The sequence below is a fragment of the Flavobacterium sp. CYK-55 genome, from assembly GCF_018413465.1.
GTDB lineage: Bacteria > Bacteroidota > Bacteroidia > Flavobacteriales > Flavobacteriaceae > Flavobacterium.
Map to the genome: position 1 here is coordinate 57,011 of NZ_JAHCDK010000008.1, position 15,308 is coordinate 72,318.

Consider the following 15,308-nt stretch of genomic DNA (forward strand, 5'->3'; position numbering starts at 1 on the left):
CTAATAAAATACTATACATGTCAGTAATCAACATTCGCAAAGAAGTCATGCAGTTGCTCGAAGGAAAAATCGGGTCATTTGTTGACAAATACCTCATTCCTACCGATACCATTTGGCAACCTTCAGATTTTTTGCCCGATGCGCAAAACGACAACTTTTTTGAAGAAATCAAAGAACTTCAAGAAATTGCCAAAGACCTTCCGTATGATTTCTGGATTACCCTTATTGGCGATGCCGTTACTGAAGAAGCATTACCCACCTATGAATCATGGCTCATGACCGTTGAAGGTATTGATCAACTCGGGCCCAATAGCTGGTCAAGCTGGGTGCGCAACTGGACAGCCGAAGAAAACCGCCACGGCGATGTACTCAACAAATACTTATACCTTTCGGGCCGCATCAATATGCGCGAGGTAGAAATTTCAACACAATATTTAATAGCCGACGGTTTTGATATTGGCACAGGAGCCGATCCCTATAAAAACTTTGTTTACACCAGTTTTCAAGAATTGGCTACGTATGTATCGCACAACCGCGTGTCGCAAATAGCCAAACAATACGGCGAGAAACGCTTGGCCAAAATGTGCAAAATGATTGCCGGCGACGAAATGCGTCATCATCATGCCTATTCAGATTTTGTGGGCGAGATTTTTAAAGTTGATCCGAGCGAAATGATGCTTGCATTCTTACACATGATGAAACTCAAAATCACCATGCCGGCCCATTTCTTGCGCGAATCGGGTGACAAAATCGGAATGGCCTTCGAGCATTTCTCAGATTGTGCCCAACGAATCGGCGTATACACGGCTAATGATTACGTTGAAATCATGCAAAAACTCATTGACCGTTGGGAAATTGATAAAATCTCTGGTCTGACCGACGAAGCCGAAAAAGCCCGTGATTATCTCATGAAACTTCCGGCGCGTATGGCCAAAGTGTCCGAGCGTTTGGTGGTTCCTCAAGAATCGTATGCCTTCAAGTGGGTAACTCCGGCTTTGATCAAATAGTTCGTTCCTGTTTTTGGGGCGTGCCACCGCCTTCGCTGCGCTGCGGCGCTGTCGTGCTGTACGCTCTTATCTTTTGCGCCTCGCGGCCTGCAAAAGGATAACCGCTCCCATCACTCACGCAAATCCTATCATCCTATGCACCCATCTATCATTGACAACACCATTACTTTTGTGCGTCAGCAGCTGCAAAATGCCGAAGGCGGACACGATTGGTTTCATATTGAGCGCGTATACAAAAATGCGTTGCTCATCGCGCAAGCTGAAAGTTGTGATCTCACGGTAGTCAAACTCGGAGCGCTTTTGCATGATATCGCCGACAGCAAGTTTCACAACGGCGACGAAACCGTCGGGCCTAGAGTAGCCCAAGAATTTCTGCTTACGCAAGATGCTCCGCAAGAACTCATCGCTCAGGTGCTTTTTATCATCGAGCACATCTCGTTTAAAGGCGGTAATTTTGAGCGTACCCAAACCAGTAAAGAGCTTCAAATTGTGCAAGACGCCGACCGATTAGATGCCATTGGCGCCATCGGAATCGCGCGTTGTTTTAATTACGGCGGATTCAAAAACCGACCTTTGTACAATCCGGCGATTGCGCCCAATTTGCACATGAGCAAAGAAGAATACAAGGCCAGTACCGCGCCTACGCTCAACCATTTTTACGAAAAACTTTTGTTGCTTAAAGACCAAATGAATACAGCATCCGGGAAGCAAATCGCTCAGGAACGACATCATTTTATGGAGCAATTTTTAGCGCAGTTTTATGCCGAGTGGGAAGGCGAGAAGTAACCGAAGTTTTTTACAAAGTTATTTTAAGCAACTGTTTTTCTTTACCTTTTCTGCCCAGAAAATAGACTACGTTGTCTATCACAATTCCTTTAGAAACCATCAACGGAATAGGGTTGTCTATATTATTGAGTATTTCTTGATGATCAAAATCTCCTGAGGCATCAATTCGTAGAACATTTAGATTTGATTTGTCTTTACTTACTTGTCCGAATTCAATTCTTCCATCATTCAAGGTTTTGACTTTTTCATCGGCATTGATAAAAAAGTACAAAGCATTATTTTTGACCATGGAGGTATATGAAATGTAAAAATTATCTTCATCAGACCGATGTTGATTTTTGTTGATGCATCTATCCCAAAGAACCTCGCCATCAGCATTGAGCTTGGCGCTGATGATGTCGTCATACTCATAAGTCAGTTTGGTTTTAGATCCTACGCCCACACCTACGCCGCTTGAAGATGTGGTGATTTCTTCTTCTTCTGCGCTCAAGTACAAATCCTGATTTTCTGTAAAAGACACATTTCTAAAAACCAAATTGGTCAAGGCTTTGTATTTTTTTCCTTCTTTTATCGCGCCGTATTTATCGCTGATTAATCTTTTTGAAAATGGATTGAATTTGGTTTTCTCAACAGCGTTCAAACCAATATTGGTTTTGAAGTAACAGATTCCGGTATAATTTGAATCATTTAAATCAGAAAAGAACCCCAAGCAATATATTTCTTGCCCGCGAATAATCGGTTTTAAATAGCCAATAAAATGACTTTCAGGATCTATTTTTAAAATCTTCTGATTTGATGCGGTTATTTGTATCAACTCAAAAAAGTATTTACCTCCGGTTTCTTTTTTGCGCAAAGATTCATCATAAGATTTGCCTAAAAAACACAATGAGTTTCCGTCACCAGCCACCTGAATATTCTGAAAAATATACTTTTCATCTTTTTGTTCACGAGTCAAATCGGCATCAAATTTTAGCTTTAAGTTGCTGTCAAACAAATACATTTTGAGCATTTTTGATTTGGTTTGTTTGATGTCTAAAGCCACTGCAAAAGCCGTCTTAGATTCGTTGACCACCATTGAAATATTGAAGGGAATTCTCGGAAAAGTGCTCTCAGGTCTTGATAAATCAGTTTCAGATTTAATCTCGCCTGAAAGATTGTTGGACCACATTTCTTTACTGCGATCAAAGAAAATTTGCTGCATAGAAAAAGAACCCAAATCTTGAAGCTCTTTTACAGATAAACTAAACAGCTCCTTGCGCGAAGCCTTGAAATTTGCATCGATGTTATTTGATCGACAAACAACCGCTTTTTGGTCAAGATCGTAGTAAATTTCAATGATGTGAATGATGTTGCTTGCCGAGAAAACACCCACAATCATATTGTATTTTTCAGAATTTGGATGGTCGGTTTTGAAATCAAATTCTTTTTTCAACTTCAGATCAGAACCATATTTTTCAATGTACAGACCATCTCCGGGCGTGAGTCCACCGCTTTCATAATAACGAGCAAAAATCAAATCACCCGATGTGTCTTTTTCAGCCAAAACAAACACAGACTGCTTATACTCGTCTTTAAAAAGAGCGCTTTTTTCAACCGAAAAAGGAGTGTTTTGCGCATTTCCAAGCCATGAAAAACACAAAAGAAATAGGAGCAATGCGGTTTTATTCACCATATTATTTACCCGTAAACTCAGCTTTTCTCTTCTCTAAAAAAGCGGTAGTTCCTTCTTTGAAATCTTCGGTTCCGAAGCATTTGCCAAACGCTTTGATTTCGGTTTCAAAACCGTTGACACCCTCTTTAAAATTGGCATTAACCGCTTTGATGGCTTGACCAATGGCCATCGGAGAATTTTTCATGATGCGCGCGGCAATCCCTTTACAAAAATCTAAAAGTTCAGCTTGCGCAACAACGTGGTTCACGAGTCCGGCGCGGTAGGCATCTTCAGCCGAAATCATTCCGGCGGTCATGATCATTTCTAGGGCGCGGCCTTTTCCGATGAGTTGCGGTAAACGTTGGGTTCCGCCATAACCCGGAATAACGCCTAGTGAAACTTCCGGCAAGCCCATTTTGGCATTGTCCGAAGCCACTCTAAAATGGCACGACATAGCGAGTTCTAATCCGCCGCCGAGCGCAAAACCATTGACGGCACCAATCACTGGCGTTCTGAGGTTTTCTACAAAATCAAATAAAAGTTCTTGACCTTGAGCAGCCAATTGTGCGCCTTCTTCAACCGAAAAATCGGCAAACTCAGCAATGTCAGCACCGGCTACAAAAGCTTTTTCGCCGCTTCCGGTCATAATGATCACACGCACCGAAGCGTCCAAGTCTAAAGTGTTGAGCGCGTGGTGCAATTCGGCAATGGTGGCTTTGTTGAGCGCGTTGAGTTTGCTGGGGCGATTGATGGTAATGGTAGCGATGCCTTGTTCGGCACTCACGAGGATATTTTCGTAATTCATAAGGTTTTATTAAGCTGAGGTCAGCGGAAGCGCCACCATAAAAGTAGTGCCCTGACCGGTTTGTGTTTCAAAAGTAATGGTTCCTTTATAATTTTCGATGATATTTTTTATAATTCCCAAACCAAGCCCCATTCCGCTGTTTTTGGTGGTAAACTTGGGTTCAAATATTTTGTCTTGAAATTGGTTTTCAATGCCGCTTCCGTTGTCGCGCACCATAATAATTACTTCACTCGGATGTCGGCGAACAGAAACCAGAACTTTCTTTTCAGCTTGTTGTTCCGGAATCGCTTGAATGGCATTTTTGACCAAATTGGTGATGATGCGAATTAGTTGGGTGCGGTCCATTTTGGTGATGATTTCTTTTTCGTCTGATTCAAAAACCAGATAATCTTCGTTAAAAATATCCAGCGCAAGTTCAACCACTTCCACCACATTGAGGGTTTCATTTTGCTGGGCCGGCATCGAGGCAAAGTTCGAAAAGGCCGAAGCCACAGCGCTCATCGTATCAATTTGTTGTATAAGCGTATCTGAATAATCTTTTAGTTTTTGTTTGAGTTCAGGGTCATTGGCGTCAAATTTTCGCTGAAAACTCTGCACCGTCAAACGCATCGGTGTGAGCGGATTTTTAATCTCGTGCGCTACTTGTTTGGCCATTTCTCGCCAAGCTTCTTCGCGTTCGCTTTGCGCCAATTTCACGGCACTTTTTTCGAGTTCATCCACCATGTCGTTGTAGGCATTGATGAGCAAATTGATTTCTTTGCTGTTGGCCTCGAGCACGATTTTTTGGTTTTTTTGGTTCAAACTCGTTTCGCTCAAACGGTCAGAAATGGTTTTGAGCGATTGGGTAATATAACTCGCCAAGAAATAAGCCAGCGCAAAGGCAATCACGAGCATAAAGGCATAAACTTGCCCGAGTCTGATCAAGAAATTTTGCAATTCTTTTTCATAAAAACCATCGTCTTCAACATACGGAATGTTTAAAATTCCGAGCGGCTTGAATTTCTCGTCTTTGATTTGGCTGTATGATGAGCGGTTTTTGACTCCATTGATGTTTTTGATGTCAACGTATCGTTTTTCAATCGATGATTGAACGAGTTTGAGAATATATTTGGGAATCGGTGGCGAAACGCTATCGACTGAAAATTTGGCCTTCGATGATTTGAGCAACTTGCCGTTTAAACTGTAAATATTGATTTCAAGGCTGTGAATTTGTGCGAGTTCATGAATCTTATCTTTGAAAATCACACCCAAATTGCGCGGCGTGAGCGGATAAGTGGTCGTTGATAAAACGTAATTGATGTGCTCTTTGATGGCGGTTTCTTTGCGCTCGAGCCTTTCTTGGTGATAATCGCGGGCTTCGTTTTTAAATTGAATAATCGAAATCGAAGCCATTAAAATCGAGGCAATCAAAATCAATACAATCATCGACAGGAAAATCCTGATACGCAATGAAAGCATCGACATTTTGAAGCCTTTGAGCATAATTATGAGTTGTTTTTCTCGCGAATTCTTTTGTAAAATCTAAAGCCAAGCATGATTAAAATCGAAAAAGCAACAATGCCCAATACACCGTAGACCCAATCAATGGCGTTTTTAAGAATCACCAAAAACACCACGGCAAATAGAATAATTGTGGCGCCTTCGTTCCACAACCGCATAAAATTTGAACTGTATTTGACCACGTCTTTTTGAAGTTCTTGATAAATTTGATGACATTTAAAATGATACGTAAACAGCAATACCACAAACACGAGTTTGACTTGCATCCACGACATGGATAGCCAACCCGGATTGAGATGCAGCAACATCAAGGCAAATAAAGTCGCCAAAACAGCGCTCGGCCAAGTGATGATGTACCACAAACGATAGGTCATGATTTTGTATTGCGCGCTTAAAATTTCTCGCTCAGGCGATGGCTTGTCTTTGGCTTCAATTTGATACACAAACAACCGCACAATATAAAATAGCCCGGCAAACCAAGTAATCACAAAAATCAGATGCAGCGCTTTGACGTAGTTATACATATTATTTTGACCATTGGTTAATCCATCCTGCGAGCGCATCGCACCACTGCTCATCATCATTCAAACAAGCAATGGCTTTGAAGTTTTCTCCGCCGTTTTCTTTAAAACTATGCGCGGCTTCCATGCCAATTTCTTCGAGTGTTTCTAAACAATCCGACACAAAAGCCGGGGTGACCACCGCGAGTTTTTTGATGCCTTTTTGTGCCAATCCGTCAATGGTGGCGTCGGTGTAGGGTTGTAGCCAAGGGTCGCGGCCCAAACGCGATTGAAACGAAGTGCTGTAGGTTCCTTCCTTGAGTTGTAAAAGCTCGGCTACTTGGCGTGTGGTTTCGTAGCATTGATGACGATAGCAAAACTCATGAGCCGGCGAGTCAGTTACGCAGCATTGACCGTCAATTTTGCAATGCGATTTAGTGATGTCAGACTTGCGGATGTGTCGCTCGGGAACTCCGTGGTACGAAAACAGCAAATATTCAGGTTCAAACGCTTTGAGTTCGGCATTGACTGAATGCGCTAAAGCATCTACATATTCTTTTTTGTTGTAAAAAGCCGGAACCGAAGTAATATTCATCTGCGGAAATTTCTTTTGACGAATCTCTTCAGCCAAGACCAAAATGGTCTCTGTGGTAGCCATCGCAAATTGCGGATACAGCGGAATCAGCAATACATCAGTAACGCCTTGGTGGTGTAATTCAGTCAAACCTGCTTCAATAGACGGGTTTCCGTAGCGCATACCCAAAGCCACCGGAACCGATACTTTGGGTTGTACTCTTTGTTGTAATTTTTTGGAGAGTACGATGAGCGGCGAACCGTCTTCCCACCAAATTTTTTGATACGCAGCTGCGGATTTTTTCGGACGCGTATTCAAGATGATGCCTTTGACCAAGAAGGCGCGCAGCAGATACGGAAGATCAATCACGCGCTCATCCATCAAAAATTCATCGAGGTATTTTTTTACATCTTTCGGTTGTGGACTATCGGGCGAACCCAAGTTGACAAGTAGGACTCCTTTTTTCAATTTGATTGGTTTTTATACACTTATGTTAATAGACATCAGATATTTTTTCGGGGTAGTTCCGAATTTCTTTTTAAAAGCAGCAATAAAATGACTGCCCGTGCTGTAGCCGATTTTGAGCCCGACTTCATTGACGTTATACGAACCGCTGTCAAGCAATTTGCGCGCATAGTTCATTTTGTAATCGAACAAAAAGCCATAAACCGTGTCGCCGTATATTTGTTTGAATCCCATTTTGAGTTTTTTCAAATTCAGGCCTACCTGATCAGCCAATTCTTGCAAACCTGGTGGCTCGGCCATTTGCGCGATGATGATGTCTTTGGCGCGACGAATTTTCATGACGTTTTCTTCATCAACCAAAAACGGACATTGCTCGGCATCGGGATCTTCAGAACGATTAAAAAATAAACTCAAAAGCTCATAACCTTTGCCTTTGTAGTACATGTTTTTAATGGACGGATGCAAATTGTAATGAAACAATTGATTGAGCACGATGGCCATCGACGGGCTAATGTCGTTTTCAGAATAGTATTTTTTATCGCGATTTTCTACGCTTAAAAACGGAATATGACTGGCTTGTTCCGAGAATAATGAGTGAAATTTTTGAATCGAAACAATCACCGAAATTACCCAAGAATTAGGCTCCATTTCTAAATCAAGCGGCAATTCTTTTTGCGGATTGTAGAGCAGCAGCGCTTTTTCTTCTATTAAATCTAGAGTATATGAACCTTGATTGAATACAAAACGCGCCTTGCCTTTAATGCCAAAGTGAAACTGAATCAGTCCCAAACGAACCGGACGCTGTATTTTATACGTATCTAGTGAATCGTTTTGAAATCGAATTAGGGTAAAATCTTCTTCGATTGTTATTATTTCCTGAGAACCCATAGCGATACTTTTTCAAAATCGGTTTTTACATCAAGCGATGTTTTTATTTAGAATTATTCTACATAACAACACTCAAAAGGCTTGATTTTAGAGCAAATTTAAAAGAAATAACGAATTAAGGTACATTTTAGAACAAAATATCCCACAGCGACACAAAAAGAACTTTTAGCGTTATTTTTATAAAAACAACCACAGTAATTTTGTCTCACGTTGTTGCGTAAAAAAACTATGGAAAACCAAATGACCCCAAAACACCAATACTTTTATGCCGTTGGCTTGAGTTACAAAAAAGCCGATGCTGAGATCAGAGGTTCATTTAGCCTCGACACAAAAGCTAAAACTCAGGTGTTGGAGCAAGCACAACGTGAAGGCATTGAAAGCCTAATTGTCACTTCAACCTGTAACCGTACTGAAATCTATGGTTTTGCCGAGCATCCGTTTCAACTCATCAAATTGATTTGTCAGTTTAGTAACGGAACCGTTGAAGATTTCCAAAAAGTAGGTTATGTATACAAAAACCAAGAAGCGGTCAACCATTTGTTTCGCGTAGGAACCGGTTTGGACAGTCAAATTTTGGGCGATTTTGAAATCATCAGCCAAATTAAAGCCGGATTCAATGAATCAAAAGCGATGAAATTGGTCAATACGTATATGGACCGACTCATCAATGCGGTCATTCAAGCGAGTAAAAAAATCAAGAATGAAACCGAAATCAGTACCGGAGCCACTTCGGTATCCTTTGCATCGGTTCAATATATCATCAAAAATGTGCCCGATATCGGTCAGAAAAACATCTTGTTGTTCGGCACCGGAAAAATCGGAAGAAATACTTGTGAAAATTTGGTCAAACACACCAAAAATGAGCACATTACCCTCATCAATCGAACCAAAGACAAAGCTGAGAAATTGGCCGGAAAACTCAATTTGATTGTTAAAGATTATTCAGAATTACAACTTGAATTGCAAAAAGCCGATGTTGTGGTTGTGGCCACAGGCGCTCAAAATCCAACCATTGACAAAGCCATTTTGAACCTCAAAAAACCGGTGTTGATTTTAGATTTGTCGATTCCGAAAAACGTGAACGAAAACGTCAAAGATTTGCCGGGTGTTACCTTGGTGCATATGGATCACTTATCGCAAATGACCGATGAAACGCTCGAAAAACGCAAACAACACATTCCGGCAGCCGAGGCGATCATTGAAGAAATCAAAGAAGAATTCATCGCTTGGACCAAAGACCGAAAGTTCGTGCCAACCATTTTAGCGCTCAAAGAAAAATTACATTCTATCAAAGAAGGCGAGCTCAATATTCAACGCAAGAAAATGGCCAATTTTGACCAAGAACAAGCAGAGCTCATTACCAACCGCATCATACAAAAAATCACCAATCACTTTGCCAGTCACCTCAAAGATGAGAACACACTCGTTGACGAAAGCATCGAGTGGATTGAAAAAGTATTCCAATTAGAAACTGCTGCCCGCTCATGAGTCAAATCATCCGCATAGGCACCCGCGATAGCGAATTGGCGTTGTGGCAGGCGCACACCGTTCAGAAAAAACTCAACGATTTGGGTTACAAAACACAAATCATCGCTGTAAAATCACAAGGCGATCTGATCCTCGACAAACCTTTATACGAACTCGGCATTACCGGTATTTTTACCAAAACGCTTGATGTAGCGATGATTAAAGGCGAGGTAGACATTGCGGTGCATTCTATGAAAGATGTGCCTACGGCGCTTCCGCAAGGCATTGCTCAAGGAGCCGTTTTAGAGCGCGCACGTGTACATGATTTGTTGCTTTTTAAAGGCAATTCAGATTTTAAGAATCGTCCGGCTACGATTGCTACCGGAAGTTTGCGCCGAAAAGCCATGTGGCTCCATAAATTCCCGAACCACACGGTGACTGATTTGCGCGGCAATGTCAATACGCGTTTACAAAAATTACAAGATAACCCTTGGGATGGAGCTATTTTCGCTGCTGCCGGCTTAGAACGCATCAACCTCAAACCCGAAAACCACCAAGTGCTTGATTGGATGACTCCAGCTCCGGCACAAGGCGCGATGGTGGTCATGGCCATGGCCGAAAACAGTTTTACCATGGATGCCGTTTCAGAACTCAACGATGTCGAAACCCAAGTTTGCACGCACATTGAGCGTCAGTTTCTCAAAACGCTCGAAGGCGGATGTACAGCGCCCATCGGAGCTTACGCCCGCATTGAAAACGATGAAACCATCATTTTTACCGGTGCGCTTTTACTGGCTGATGGTACCAAAAAAGTCAGTGTTGAAAAACGAGTTCCTATTGAAGACTGGAAAAAACTCGGATTTTATGCCGCTCAAGAAGTGCTTGAAAACGGAGGAGCAGCCATCATGGAAGTTTTGCGTCAGCAACTCAATACAAAATCATAGGTCGATGACCGCTGCCGTGCGCATATTGTCCACCAAAAAGCTGTCTGCCGGACAAAGACAATATTTGCTCAACGCCGGATTTTCGGTTTCTGAAGCTGATTTCATCCAAACAGAGCCGGTTCATTTCAGCCTCAACGCCCCCTATAACGCACTTATTTTTACGAGTCAAAAAGCCGTTGAAAGTTTGTTGCAAAGTTCTTACACATCTTTATTAACCGAGTTACCGTGTTTTTGCGTCGGTGAAAAAACCCAAAGCTTGCTCGAAAAAAATCAAGCCCAAGTGGTTGCTGTTGCCGTTAATGCTGCTGCGTTGGCCCAGAAAATCACCGCTGATTTCCGCGCGCATCGGTTTGCTTTTTTTTGTGGCGATTTGCGTCGCGATGAACTCCCGAATTTGCTCAGCGAACATCAAATTTCACTCGATGAAATTCAAGTATACCGCACGCGTCTTACACCACACAAAATAACGAGTGAGCCCAACGCTCTGCTTTTTTTTAGTCCATCGGCTGTTGAAAGTTATTTGCAAAACAATCCGCTCACAGAGGCCGTTTGCTTTTGCATCGGAAGTACCACCGCCGCCGCGTTAAATAACCACACAAACCCGATTATTACCGCAACAAAGCCCACCATAGAAAACACCATTATACAAGTTTTACAGTATTACAGAAATCCACAAGCATGATCAAAAACGATTTATTTCTTAGAGCCCTCAATGGCGAGAGCGTCGAGCGTCCACCGGTGTGGATGATGCGTCAAGCCGGCCGATATTTACCAGAATTCCGTGCCTTGCGCGACAAATACGATTTTTTTACGCGTTGCAAAACGCCTGAACTCGCTGCCGAAATCACCGTGCAACCCATTCGCATCGTACAACCCGATGCCGCCATTTTGTTCTCAGACATTTTGGTAGTTCCGCAGGCCATGGGCATTGAGGTAGAACTCAAAGACAACATCGGGCCCATTATTCCCAACCCGATTCGTTCTATGCAAGCCGTTGAGCAAGTGTATATTCCAGACATCCACGAAAGTTTAGGCTATGTCATGGACGCCATTAAACTCACCAAAGAAATGCTCAACGATGAGGTTCCCCTGATTGGTTTTGCCGGTTCACCTTGGACGATTTTCTGTTATGCCGTTGAAGGAAAAGGTTCTAAAAGTTACGATACCGCCAAAGGTTTCTGCTTCTCGCAACCCGAAGCGGCGCATGCTTTACTGCAAAAAATCACCGATACCACCATTTTATATCTCAAAGAAAAAATCAAAGCCGGCGTCAATGCCGTTCAGATTTTTGACAGCTGGGGCGGCATGCTTTCGCCGGTTGATTATCAAGAATTCTCTTGGCCATACATCAACCAAATTGTTGAAGCCTTAGCGCCCGAAACCCAAGTCATTGTCTTTGGCAAAGGCTGTTGGTTTGCGCTCAACGATATGGCCAAATCCAAAGCCTCAGCGCTCGGAGTTGATTGGACGTGTTCAGCGCGCAACGCTCGTTACCTAACCGGAGGCCAAATCACTTTGCAGGGTAATTTTGACCCGAGCCGATTGCTGTCGCCGATTCCGACCATCAAAAAAATGGTGCATCAAATGATCGATGAATTCGGCAAAGACAAATACATCGTCAACCTCGGACACGGCATTTTGCCCAACATTCCGGTAGATCACGCCAAGGCTTTTATTGACGCGGTCAAAGAATATCAAAAATAGGGCGTGCCCCTGCGGGTCGGGCTGTTCGCGGTGCACGGCACCCAGCTGCCATCCCTCACGCGGGTGTCGTTTCCAGAAACAACTCGCAGCGTCAGAACATCCTGCAAGGTTTTCAAAACCTTGTAGGTTTAAAAAAATAACAACCAATGAAAGATCAATTTTACGCCTACATTCAAAACCTTCAAGACCAAATTTGTCAAGGCCTTGAAGCCGTTGACGGCAGCACCAAGTTTCGCGAAGATCTTTGGAATCGCTCCGAAGGCGGTGGCGGAAGAACCCGTGTGATTGAGAACGGAGCCGTTTTTGAAAAAGGCGGTGTCAACATCTCAGCCGTCCACGGAAAATTGCCCGATACCATGCAAAAAATGTTTGGTGTGGGCGAGGCTGATTTTTTTGCTTGCGGTTTGAGCTTGGTGATTCACCCCAAAAACCCGATGGTGCCAACCGTGCATGCCAATTGGCGCTATTTTGAAATGTACGATGAACAAGGCAACATCATGCAAAGTTGGTTTGGCGGCGGCCAAGATTTAACGCCGTATTATTTGTTTGAAGAAGATGCGCGTCATTTTCACCAAACCTGTAAAACAGCTTGCGATAAACATAATCCCGAATTTTACCCTAAATACAAACAACAATGCGACGCCTATTTTTGGAACACACACCGAAAAGAAGCCCGCGGCATAGGCGGTTTGTTCTTTGATTATTGCAAAGCCCATGAGCCAATGTCGATGCAAAATTGGTATGATTTTGTCACCGAAGTCGGCAATAGTTTTCTTCAGGCTTATGTGCCGATTGTGCAAAAAAGAAAAGATTTACCATACACTGAAGCGCAAAGAACCTGGCAAGAAATTCGTCGCGGGCGCTATGTTGAATTCAATTTGGTGCACGACAAAGGCACCTTGTTCGGACTCAAAACCAATGGCCGTATCGAATCGATTTTGATGAGCCTACCGCCACATGTGCAGTGGGTTTATGACCATCATCCCGAAGCCGGAAGCGAAGAAGAAAAATTGTTGGACATGCTCAAAAAACCGATTGATTGGCTGTGAAAAAGTTCTGCGTTTTATGTTGTATATCGATCAGCACTTGGGCACAAAACCCAACGCAGGCATCGCCGTATTTTAAATCGTATAACGACCAAATCATTCTGAGTACTTATTTAATAGATACTTCGAATAGTTTTGAAATCATTGATCAATCAAGCGGAACACCGGTTCGATTAAACTTAAACCCAAACCGAAGAACCCAATTGGGCGCGCAACTCAGTTATCGATTTGTTGACATCAGCGGTGGTATTTCGCCTAAATTCTTTGAAGTAAACAAAGACAACAGCGGTTCAAAATTCTTTAGTATCAATACCCGACTCTACGTCCAAAAATGGATGCAATCTTTTTTATACATCTATCAAAGGGGCTTTTATGTCAGTTATACGGATCGTGAAATTGGCTTTCCTGAGTTGGCTTCGACCAAAATAGGTGGCTCGACTTCGTATGTATTTAACGATAAATTTTCAATTAGAACGTTGGCCAACCAAAAGCAATGGCAAACCAAAAGCGCCGGCAGTTTTATTCCGTCGATATCGTTTTATTATACCAATCTCGATTTAAACGATGACAGCAACAATCCGCACAGCGATATCTATACTTTATCTTTGGCGCCGTCATATTATCATAACTTGGCCATCAGTCAACGATTTTTAATCGGACTGGGTTTGGCCGCCGGCGCTGGTTTAACTTGGATTGACCGCGATTGTTATCCGCTTTATGAATTCAGCAGCAACCTCAAAATAGGGTACAATACGGATCGGTTTTTTACCTATCTTACGGGTAATTCCATCAATTTTATTCAAAATGAACAAGCAAATGTCCGTTTGAACGATCAAGTATCCACGGTGAAATTTGCTCTGGGCTATCGATTTGATCCGCCTGAAAAACTCAAAACTTTTTTTGATCATCTAAATAAAAAATAAATATGTTTCCATTACGCAGAAATCGCCGTTTGCGCAGCACCGAAGCCGTTCGTTCTTTGGTGCGCGAAACCATTGTGAGTCCGCATGATTTTATCGTGCCGCTTTTTGTAACCGAAGGCCAAAATATTCGCGAAGAAATTCCTTCGATGCCCAATTATTTCAGACTTAGTTTAGACCAACTCGGCCTAGAAATCAAAGAACTTTGGAAGCTCGGGCTCAAGTCGGTTTTGCTATTTGTCAAAGTGCCCGACAGCCTCAAAGACAACAAAGGCACCGAAGCGCTCAACCCCAACGGACTGATGCAGCGCGCGATTAAAACTGTCAAAAACGCTGAGCCCGGAATGCTGGTCATGACCGATGTGGCCTTAGATCCGTTCTCGTCTTACGGTCATGATGGCATTATTGAAAACGGACAAATTGCCAATGATATCACTTCCGCCGTTTTGGCCGAAATGAGTGTGTCGCATGCCCAAGCCGGAGCTGATTTTGTGGCACCAAGTGATATGATGGACGGACGTATTCTCAGCATTCGCGAGGCATTGGAAGACGCCGGTTTTATCAATACCGGAATCATGTCGTACAGCGCTAAATATGCTTCGGCCCATTATGGCCCGTTTCGCGATGCGTTGGATAGTGCGCCGGTAGATTTGCAAAACATTCCCAAAGACAAAAAAACCTACCAAATGGATTATCACAACCGCATTGAAGCTATTCGTGAAACCCAAATGGATATTGATGAAGGCGCTGATATTGTCATGGTCAAACCCGGTATTGCTTATTTGGATATTGTTCGTGAGGTAAAAAACGCCGTGGATGTTCCGGTGGCGGTCTATCAAGTTTCAGGCGAATATGCCATGATCAAAGCCGCCTCTGAGCGCGGTTGGCTCGATCACGACGCTGTTATGATAGAGCAAGTAACGGCCATTAAACGCGCCGGTGCCGATCTGATTGCAAGTTATTTTGCCAAAGATGTTGTTCGATTGATTCAATCATAAAACCATTCATTAGTGATAAAAGTCATGAAGCGGGTAGGTTGCCCGCTTTATCT

The 15,308-nt window shown here is 42.9% G+C and carries 15 protein-coding genes; 9 read left to right on the forward strand and 6 right to left on the reverse strand.

Annotated elements, in window-relative coordinates; genetic code table 11:
* Nucleotides 1-17 precede the first annotated feature (17 nt).
* On the forward strand, nucleotides 18-1,007 hold the full coding sequence (locus KIH23_RS09665; protein WP_213213283.1) for an acyl-ACP desaturase: 990 nt from the start codon (nucleotides 18-20) through the stop codon (nucleotides 1,005-1,007).
* Between the two features lie 135 nt (nucleotides 1,008-1,142).
* The gene (locus KIH23_RS09670; protein ID WP_213213284.1) at nucleotides 1,143-1,793 is read left to right on the forward strand and encodes an HD domain-containing protein; all 651 of its coding nucleotides are present in this window, start codon (nucleotides 1,143-1,145) and stop codon (nucleotides 1,791-1,793) included.
* A gap of 10 nt (nucleotides 1,794-1,803) precedes the next feature.
* Here the strand turns inward: KIH23_RS09670 and KIH23_RS09675 are convergent, their stop codons facing one another.
* Genes KIH23_RS09675 through KIH23_RS09700 form a run of 6 tightly spaced genes read right to left on the reverse strand, consistent with a single transcriptional unit; the run spans nucleotide 1,804 to nucleotide 8,176 of the window.
* Nucleotides 1,804-3,465: a hypothetical protein gene (locus KIH23_RS09675; RefSeq protein WP_213213285.1), complete on the reverse strand. Its 1,662-nt coding sequence runs from the start codon at nucleotides 3,463-3,465 to the stop codon at nucleotides 1,804-1,806.
* Nucleotide 3,466: 1 nt separating this feature from the next.
* Entirely contained in the window at nucleotides 3,467-4,249 is a 783-nt protein-coding gene (locus KIH23_RS09680) for an enoyl-CoA hydratase/isomerase family protein (protein WP_213213286.1), read from the reverse strand.
* Nucleotides 4,250-4,258: 9 nt separating this feature from the next.
* Nucleotides 4,259-5,731, reverse strand: a complete 1,473-nt coding sequence (locus KIH23_RS09685) for a sensor histidine kinase (RefSeq protein ID WP_410505139.1) — start codon at nucleotides 5,729-5,731, stop codon at nucleotides 4,259-4,261.
* 2 nt (nucleotides 5,732-5,733) lie between these two features.
* On the reverse strand, nucleotides 5,734-6,273 hold the full coding sequence (locus KIH23_RS09690) for a CopD family protein (protein WP_213213287.1): 540 nt from the start codon (nucleotides 6,271-6,273) through the stop codon (nucleotides 5,734-5,736).
* Between the two features lies 1 nt (nucleotide 6,274).
* A complete protein-coding gene (gene hemH, locus KIH23_RS09695; protein ID WP_213213288.1) occupies nucleotides 6,275-7,291 on the reverse strand; it encodes a ferrochelatase in 1,017 nt (338 codons plus the stop codon).
* Between the two features lie 12 nt (nucleotides 7,292-7,303).
* On the reverse strand, nucleotides 7,304-8,176 hold the full coding sequence (locus tag KIH23_RS09700) for an AraC family transcriptional regulator (protein WP_213213289.1): 873 nt from the start codon (nucleotides 8,174-8,176) through the stop codon (nucleotides 7,304-7,306).
* Nucleotides 8,177-8,404: 228 nt separating this feature from the next.
* On the opposite strand from KIH23_RS09700, the gene hemA reads away from it, so the two are divergent.
* From hemA to hemB, 7 genes are all read left to right on the forward strand, one after another.
* Entirely contained in the window at nucleotides 8,405-9,664 is a 1,260-nt protein-coding gene (gene hemA / locus KIH23_RS09705) for a glutamyl-tRNA reductase (protein ID WP_213213290.1), read from the forward strand.
* Nucleotides 9,661-10,587 (forward strand): hydroxymethylbilane synthase, encoded by a 927-nt coding sequence (gene hemC, locus KIH23_RS09710; protein ID WP_213213291.1) that lies wholly within the window; start codon nucleotides 9,661-9,663, stop codon nucleotides 10,585-10,587. The genes hemA and hemC overlap by 4 nt, the downstream gene beginning before the upstream one ends.
* A gap of 4 nt (nucleotides 10,588-10,591) precedes the next feature.
* On the forward strand, nucleotides 10,592-11,269 hold the full coding sequence (locus KIH23_RS09715; protein ID WP_213213292.1) for a uroporphyrinogen-III synthase: 678 nt from the start codon (nucleotides 10,592-10,594) through the stop codon (nucleotides 11,267-11,269).
* Nucleotides 11,266-12,291, forward strand: a complete 1,026-nt coding sequence (hemE, locus tag KIH23_RS09720; RefSeq protein WP_213213293.1) for a uroporphyrinogen decarboxylase — start codon at nucleotides 11,266-11,268, stop codon at nucleotides 12,289-12,291. Before KIH23_RS09715 ends, hemE begins: the two co-directional genes overlap by 4 nt.
* A gap of 146 nt (nucleotides 12,292-12,437) precedes the next feature.
* The gene (hemF, locus tag KIH23_RS09725; RefSeq protein ID WP_213213294.1) at nucleotides 12,438-13,340 is read left to right on the forward strand and encodes an oxygen-dependent coproporphyrinogen oxidase; all 903 of its coding nucleotides are present in this window, start codon (nucleotides 12,438-12,440) and stop codon (nucleotides 13,338-13,340) included.
* Nucleotides 13,337-14,260, forward strand: coding sequence for a DUF4421 family protein (locus tag KIH23_RS09730; RefSeq protein WP_317197034.1), 924 nt, complete (start codon nucleotides 13,337-13,339; stop codon nucleotides 14,258-14,260). Before hemF ends, KIH23_RS09730 begins: the two co-directional genes overlap by 4 nt.
* A gap of 2 nt (nucleotides 14,261-14,262) precedes the next feature.
* Nucleotides 14,263-15,255, forward strand: coding sequence for a porphobilinogen synthase (gene hemB / locus KIH23_RS09735; RefSeq protein WP_213213296.1), 993 nt, complete (start codon nucleotides 14,263-14,265; stop codon nucleotides 15,253-15,255).
* The last annotated feature ends 53 nt before the right edge of the window (nucleotides 15,256-15,308 follow it).

Coding starts and splice junctions, on each gene's coding strand:
- KIH23_RS09665 (WP_213213283.1), top strand. CDS start 18: ATGTCAGTAATCAACATTCGCAAAGAAGTCATGCAGTTGCTCGAAGGA.
- KIH23_RS09670 (WP_213213284.1), top strand. CDS start 1,143: ATGCACCCATCTATCATTGACAACACCATTACTTTTGTGCGTCAGCAG.
- KIH23_RS09675 (WP_213213285.1), bottom strand. CDS start 3,465: ATGGTGAATAAAACCGCATTGCTCCTATTTCTTTTGTGTTTTTCATGG.
- KIH23_RS09680 (WP_213213286.1), bottom strand. CDS start 4,249: ATGAATTACGAAAATATCCTCGTGAGTGCCGAACAAGGCATCGCTACC.
- KIH23_RS09685 (WP_410505139.1), bottom strand. CDS start 5,731: ATGCTCAAAGGCTTCAAAATGTCGATGCTTTCATTGCGTATCAGGATT.
- KIH23_RS09690 (WP_213213287.1), bottom strand. CDS start 6,273: ATGTATAACTACGTCAAAGCGCTGCATCTGATTTTTGTGATTACTTGG.
- KIH23_RS09700 (WP_213213289.1), bottom strand. CDS start 8,176: ATGGGTTCTCAGGAAATAATAACAATCGAAGAAGATTTTACCCTAATT.
- hemA (WP_213213290.1), top strand. CDS start 8,405: ATGGAAAACCAAATGACCCCAAAACACCAATACTTTTATGCCGTTGGC.
- hemC (WP_213213291.1), top strand. CDS start 9,661: ATGAGTCAAATCATCCGCATAGGCACCCGCGATAGCGAATTGGCGTTG.
- KIH23_RS09715 (WP_213213292.1), top strand. CDS start 10,592: ATGACCGCTGCCGTGCGCATATTGTCCACCAAAAAGCTGTCTGCCGGA.
- hemE (WP_213213293.1), top strand. CDS start 11,266: ATGATCAAAAACGATTTATTTCTTAGAGCCCTCAATGGCGAGAGCGTC.
- hemF (WP_213213294.1), top strand. CDS start 12,438: ATGAAAGATCAATTTTACGCCTACATTCAAAACCTTCAAGACCAAATT.
- hemB (WP_213213296.1), top strand. CDS start 14,263: ATGTTTCCATTACGCAGAAATCGCCGTTTGCGCAGCACCGAAGCCGTT.